A 6,091-nucleotide genomic window follows, 5' to 3' on the forward strand; every position below is an offset into this window, starting at 1 on the left:
GCCGCGAGCATCCCGGCCATCCCGGGCGCCCGCAGCACCGCGGGCACCAGCACCGGCGACGCGCTGCGCCGCTCCCGCCGGACGAACAGCGCCCCCGCGACGACCGCCCCTGCGGCCGAGCAGGCCCCGTGGGCGACCGCATGCGCCCCGAACGCGATCAACGCGTCCGTGAGCAGCCCGAGCGCGGCGCACACCGCGAGCTGCCCGCCCCAGTCCACCCCGCGCGCCCCGCGCGGGCAGCGCACCGCGGGACCGGCGACCAGGACGAGCACCACCGCGGCCAGCGGCACGTTCACGAGGAACACCGCCCGCCAGCCCGCAAGCGCGACCAGCAGCCCGCCCGCGATCGGGCCCGCCGCCAGCGCCGCCCCGCTCACCGCCGCCCACACCGCCACCGCGCGGGCCCGCCGTGCCGGGTCCGGATAGAGCCGGGTGATCATCGCCATCGAGCTGGGCACGCACGCCGCCGCGGCCACCCCGAGCACCGCCCGGAGCCCCACCAGCGTCCACAGCCCCGGCGCGCACGCGCTGAGCAGCGAACCCGCGCCGAAGACCGCGACACCCGAGCGGAACACGCGGTGCGCCCCGTACCGGTCGCCGACCGCGCCCGCCGACAGCAACAGCGCGCCGAACGCGACGGTGTACCCGGTCACCACCCACTGCAACCCGGCGATCGAACTGCCCAGCGAACGCGCCAGGTCGGGCTCGGCGACGGACAGCACGGTCGTGTCGAGCAGCACCATGAAGTACCCGAGGGCGATGCCGAACAGCGCGGACCCCGTACGCGGGGCGGCCGACGGCGTACGCGGCGGAACAGTGGGCGGAAGCGTGTGCGACATGCCCCGCACCCTCCCGCCGCGCCCGCTCCCCGCTCCACCGCTCCGCCCGCACCCTCCGTTCGGCGGAACCGAATGCGACGATGAGCCGCATGACGAGGCGAAGCGCTGCCGCGGGCTCGGCGGGGACCGGCGCGAACACGGCACGAACCGGCGCCGACCCGGCCGGAGCGTCCCTCGCACCCGGCGCCGGCACCCCGAGCACGGCGCCGGCCCCACCCGGCACCACGCGCACCACTCGCACCACGCGCACCGCCGCCCCGACGGCCACCGCCGACCCTGCCACCGCGCCCCTGATGGAGTTGCGGCAGTTGCGGACCTTCGAGGCCGTCGCGGGAGCGGGGAGCGTGACGGACGCCGCCGTACGGCTCGGGCTCGCGCCGTCGTCGGTGTCGCAGGCGGTGCGCGCCCTGGAGGTGTCGCTCGGGGTCGAGCTGTTCGAACGGCGGCCGCGCGGCATGCGGGTCACGGCCGCCGGTGAGCGGCTGCTGGTGTGGAGCCGGCGGCTGCTGGAACAGGCCGAGCAGGCCCGCCGCGACGTGGCCGACGCGGGCCGGGAGCGTACGGCGGTACGGCTCGGCGCGCTGGAGTCCATCGCCGCCGCGATCGTGCCCGGCATTCTGGAACGACTCGCCGCGCGCAGGCCGGACCTGGATGTCGAGGTCACCTCGCAGGCCGACCGCTCCGCGCTGCTGGCGTCGGTCGCCGCAGGGGAGTTGGACGCGGCCTTGGTGCTGGACGCCGGCGACTCGCTCGGCGGCCTCGGTTTCACGCCTCCGGCCGGCGCCGACCTGGAGTTCCTGGATCTGGAACCGGTACCGCTGGTGCTGGTCGCGGCGCCCGGGCACCGGCTCGCGACAGCCGGCCGGCTCGCCCCTTCGGACCTGCGCGGCGAGCGGCTGCTGGTCAACGTCCACTCCGCCTGTTCCTTCGCGCTCGCGACCGGCCGGCTGTGCGGCCCCGGCGTGGAGCGGGTGCAGGCGGGTAGCGTCGCCGTGATGCGGGCCTGGGCCAGGTCCGGGATCGGCCTGGCGCTGCTGCCGTCCTTCGCCGTCGCCGACGACCTGGCCGCCGGCGCGCTGACGGCGCTGCCGCTGCGCACCCCGACCCTGCACTTGCGTCTCGCCTGGTCGCCGTCCCGCGCCGCCCACCCGCCGACGAGAGCGCTGCTGTACGCCGCGAGTGCCCAGGCCGGCGACGTACGGGTTACGGGTATCTAGAGTGCTGCGGCATGGTGCATGTACTCAGCAGCCGGACCCTTCTGCGTCCCGCCGACCCGGACCGCTCCCGCCGCTTTTACGGGGACGTCCTGGGCCTGGAGGTGTACCGGGAATTCGGTGCGGGCCCCGAGCGGGGCACGGTCTACTTCCTCGGCGGCGGCTTCCTGGAGGTGTCCGGGCGCTCCGATACGGCCCCCGCCGACACCCTGAGCCTGTGGCTCCAGGTCCCCGACGTCGGGGCCGCCCACCAGGAACTGCGGGCCCGGGGCGCCGAGATCGTCCGGGAGCCGCGCGAGGAGCCCTGGGGGCTGATCGAGATGTGGATCACCGACCCCGACGGCCATCGCATCGTGCTGGTGGAGGTCCCGGCGGACCATCCGCTGCGGTACCGGCCCGGCATCTGACGGCCGAAGCCGGCGCCGGAGCCGGAGCCGGTCCCGTTCCCGGGCCGCGGCGGCGAAGGGACAGCCGGCGGCGCCACGCCGCGCCCAGGGTGAGGAACGCCCGGGCCAGACCGGAGTCAGCCCAAGCTCAACCCCGGGGCACCCCGAGCCGTCCCTCCAACTGGACCAGCAGCTCGGCGAGGAGTGCCGCGACCCGCCGCTGGTCGCCGTCCGGGAGGCCGGAGAGTGCGACGCTCTCGTAGCGCAACTGGTCGGGCACGACCGAGTCGATCAGCTCGCTGCCACTCTTGGTGAGCCGTACCCGGGCGACCCTGCGGTCCCTGGTGTCGCTGCGGCGGTCCACCCAGCCGCGCTCCCCGAGGAGCTTCAGCCGCTTGGTCACCGCGGCGCCGGAGGAGAAGGTCTCCCGGGCCAGCTCGCCGGGGGTCAGTTCGTGCCCGGTCCGCCGCAAGGCGCTGAGCAGGTCGAATTCGGGCCGGGTCAGGCCGGCGCGGCGCAGCGGGGCGTCCTCCGCCTGCTGGAGGAGCGCGGCGCAGCGGTTGATCCGGCCGATGACCTCCATCGGGGCGGTGTCCAGGTCGGGACGGACGGTCTGCCACTGGCGGACCACCGCGGCCACGGTGTCGTCGGCCGGCCTGCCTTCCCTCGCTGCCGTCATGCCGCCGCGCTCCCTCCGATGCCTGCCGCGGTGCCGTCGTTCCCCAGCCCCCGGGCGCGTACCGTCTCGGCGAGCGTACGGTGTCCGTCCTGCTCGGCGACCAGCACCTCCTGCTCGGGCAGCGGGGACTGCCACCACTCACCGGCCGCGGTGTCCCTGGCCTGGCGCAGTTCGATCAGCGCGAAGGCCAGCCGCCGTCCGGCGGCCTCCAGCGAGCCGGGGGCCGGGGCGGTGAGCGCGGAGTGTGCGTCCTGCTGGGCGGCACGGGCGCCGGCCAGGGCCGCCTCCAGATGGTGGCCGGGGCGGCGGGTGACGACCGCCATGGTGACCAGCACCCCGACGACAGCGCCGACCAGGGTGTCGAGGACCCGGTCGGTGAAGAGCTCACCGACCGGCCGGCGCCCGGCGAACTCGACGATCAGCAGAGCCATCGGGGTCACGCAGATACTGCCCAGCCAGTAGTTGCGGGGCATGAACGCCTCGGCGCCGAAGTTGAACGCCAGGGAGACCAGCACCAGGGCGGTCGCGCCGGTGTGGGTGAGCGGGACGACCGCGGCGAAGATCAGGACCCCGACCAGGTTGCCGAAGACCCGCTGGATGCTGCGGCGCCAGGACTGGCTGACGTTGGCCTGGAAGACGGCGGCGGCGGTGACGATGGCCCAGTAGGGCCGTCCGACGCCGAGGCCGAACGAGACGTAGCCGGCCAGCGCACAGCCGACGAAGGTGCGGACGGCGACCGGGAAGACCACACCGCCCGGCCGCAGCCGTTGCCAGAGCGAGCGCGCGGGGACGGCGAGTTCGGTCTCGATGCCGAGGAGTTCGGTGCCGTTGTCCGCGTCCGCCGGGCGCGGGACGGGGCCGGTGCCGCGCAGCCGGCCGGCCCAGCCGGTGAGCAGGCCGGCGTCGGCCCCGCCGGGGCCGGCGAGGGACACCTCGGCGTGGATCAGCAGGCGTTCCAGGGCCCGCCTGTCCTCGGTGCGGCGGCCGCTGACCAGCAGGTTCTGCCAGGCGGTCTGGATGGCGGAGGCCGCGCTCGCGCGGGCCGGTCCCGCCTCCGGGTCCCCGGCCGGGAGTCCCGCGTACCGCGCGGTCGCCCGGAGCGCGCCACGTACCGCGCGGCGCTCGGGGCCCTGCGGGCGGAACAGCCCGGGGGCCATGCTCACCAGATAGGCGACCGCCGCCGATCCCAGGGCGAGGCCGATATGGCCGGGGACCTGGCCGATGGACTGGGGCACGAACAGGGCCGCCGAACTGACGAAGGCGAAGATCACATGGGCGGGCGGGCCGATCCTGGTGGCGTCGCACAGCAGCCTCTGCGCCGCGGCGAGCAGCGCGCCGACGGTGATCAGCACCATGGTGCTGCCGGTGAGCGAGGCGACGACGAGGGCGACGGCGAGGCCACCGACCATGCCGAACACGACACCGATCAGCGCCTTGGCCCGGTTGGCATACGGCCGGTTGTGCGCGTAGGTGGCGCAGAGCGAGCCGGCCATCGTGTACATCGCCAGGTCCAGCCGGCCGAGGCAGAGCAGGATCACGTTGGGGATCGCCGAGGCGATCACCGCGCTGGTGGCGGGCTTGAACCAGATGTCCGATGTCCTGCCCAGGCGCAGTACACCGGCGGTGGGGAGCCTGCGCGGCCCGCGGGGACGGGGGATGAGGGCAGCACTGTTCATACAACAACATTACCAAGTGTTTTACTCGAAAAACGAATCTCGGTTCGCTTGCCGCGGTGGACGGCGGAACCGGCTCCGGCAACTTTTCGTCCCCTATGGGCCTTTCGGTCGTACGCCATCCCTGCGTCGAGGCTGCGCCCGGACAAGCCGGGCCGGTAGGCTTTCCGTGTGATCTTCAAGCGCATCGGAAACGGGAAGCCGTACCCGGACCACGGCCGGGTCAGCACGCGCGAGTGGGCGGACGTCGCCCCGCGTCCCGTGCGGCTGGACCAGTTGGTGACCACCAAGGGACAGCTCGACCTGGAGACACTCCTGGCGGAGGACTCCACCTTCTACGGGGACCTCTTCGCGCATGTCGTGAAGTGGCGGGGCGACCTCTATCTGGAGGACGGCCTGCACCGCGCCGTGCGCGCGGCGCTGCAGCAGCGACAAGTGCTGCACGCCCGGGTCCTGGAGATGGACTGACAATCCGCTTACGCTGCGCTCATGAGCATGCTGACCCCCTCCGGGATGGGCGGGAAGTACCGGGTAACCGGTAACTCGTATCCGCGTATGCGTCCGCCCAGGCAGCGCGGCCGTTTCGTGGCCGTCCTGATCGCCGCGGTTGTCGTACTCGGCCTCTTCGGCTGGGGGGCTCTGCAGCTCTTCCATGTCTTCAGCGGCGACGGCAAGGACGCGAAGGCGAACGCCGCGCCCAGCCACCCGTCCTGCTCCCCCGCGCCCGGTCCGGCGGCCACCGGCAAGCCGATGGCCCTGCCGCATCCGACGCAGGTGACGATGAACGTCCTCAACGCGACCACGCGCGGCGGGCTCGCGAAGACCACCGCGGACCAGCTCGCCGGCCGCGGCTTCAAGGTGGCGAAGTTCGGGAACGCGACCGACGAGTACAACGCGAAGGTCACGCAGTCCGCGCTGATCGTCTCCGGGCCGGCCGGGGAGGCCGCCGCCCGCGAGGCGGGTACGCAAGTGGCCGGCTCCAGCGTGAAGATCGACCCCGAGCGCAAGGGGACGACGGTCGACGTGCTGATCGGCAACGCCTTCGCGAAGTTGGCGACGCCTACGCAGGCGGCGGAGGCGCGGGTCGTGGCGGCGAACCCGCCGGCGCCCAAGCCCTCCTGCATGGCTCCCACGCACAAGAGCTAGTGCCGTGACCGGCAAGGTTTGCCCGGCAAGCGAGGCGTGCTGGCGTGGTCGTCCGCAAGGCGCCGCAGCGGCCTCGTAGTGGACCTACTCGGCCGATGCGGCAACGCCGTGGACGGCCGCGCCAGGGCGGCGAGCGGGGCAAACCTTGCCGGGA

Annotated in this window: 7 protein-coding genes; 4 read left to right on the forward strand and 3 right to left on the reverse strand. The window is 74.1% G+C overall.

Annotated elements, in window-relative coordinates; genetic code table 11:
- The coding region (locus AC13HU_RS30075; protein WP_483045131.1) for an MFS transporter at positions 1–839 on the reverse strand (839 nt) is incomplete at its 3' end.
- A gap of 89 nt (positions 840–928) precedes the next feature.
- On the opposite strand from AC13HU_RS30075, the gene AC13HU_RS30080 reads away from it, so the two are divergent.
- Positions 929–2,056: a LysR family transcriptional regulator gene (locus AC13HU_RS30080; protein WP_483045132.1), complete on the forward strand. Its 1,128-nt coding sequence runs from the start codon at positions 929–931 to the stop codon at positions 2,054–2,056.
- A gap of 11 nt (positions 2,057–2,067) precedes the next feature.
- Positions 2,068–2,460, forward strand: a complete 393-nt coding sequence (locus tag AC13HU_RS30085; protein WP_483045133.1) for a VOC family protein — start codon at positions 2,068–2,070, stop codon at positions 2,458–2,460.
- 127 nt (positions 2,461–2,587) lie between these two features.
- Here the strand turns inward: AC13HU_RS30085 and AC13HU_RS30090 are convergent, their stop codons facing one another.
- Both AC13HU_RS30090 and AC13HU_RS30095 read right to left on the reverse strand, forming a co-directional pair.
- Positions 2,588–3,118 (reverse strand): MarR family winged helix-turn-helix transcriptional regulator, encoded by a 531-nt coding sequence (locus tag AC13HU_RS30090; protein ID WP_483045134.1) that lies wholly within the window; start codon positions 3,116–3,118, stop codon positions 2,588–2,590.
- A complete protein-coding gene (locus tag AC13HU_RS30095; protein ID WP_483045135.1) occupies positions 3,115–4,794 on the reverse strand; it encodes an FUSC family protein in 1,680 nt (559 codons plus the stop codon). Before AC13HU_RS30095 ends, AC13HU_RS30090 begins: the two co-directional genes overlap by 4 nt.
- A 168-nt stretch (positions 4,795–4,962) precedes the next feature.
- Here AC13HU_RS30095 and AC13HU_RS30100 point away from each other — a divergent pair, with 168 nt between their 5' ends.
- A complete protein-coding gene (locus AC13HU_RS30100) occupies positions 4,963–5,259 on the forward strand; it encodes a type II toxin-antitoxin system VapB family antitoxin (protein ID WP_483045136.1) in 297 nt (98 codons plus the stop codon).
- A 21-nt stretch (positions 5,260–5,280) separates the two neighbouring features.
- Positions 5,281–5,937, forward strand: coding sequence for a LytR C-terminal domain-containing protein (locus AC13HU_RS30105; protein ID WP_483045137.1), 657 nt, complete (start codon positions 5,281–5,283; stop codon positions 5,935–5,937).
- Positions 5,938–6,091 lie beyond the last annotated feature (154 nt).

The sequence above is a fragment of the Streptomyces sp. NH27 genome (assembly GCF_056859195.1).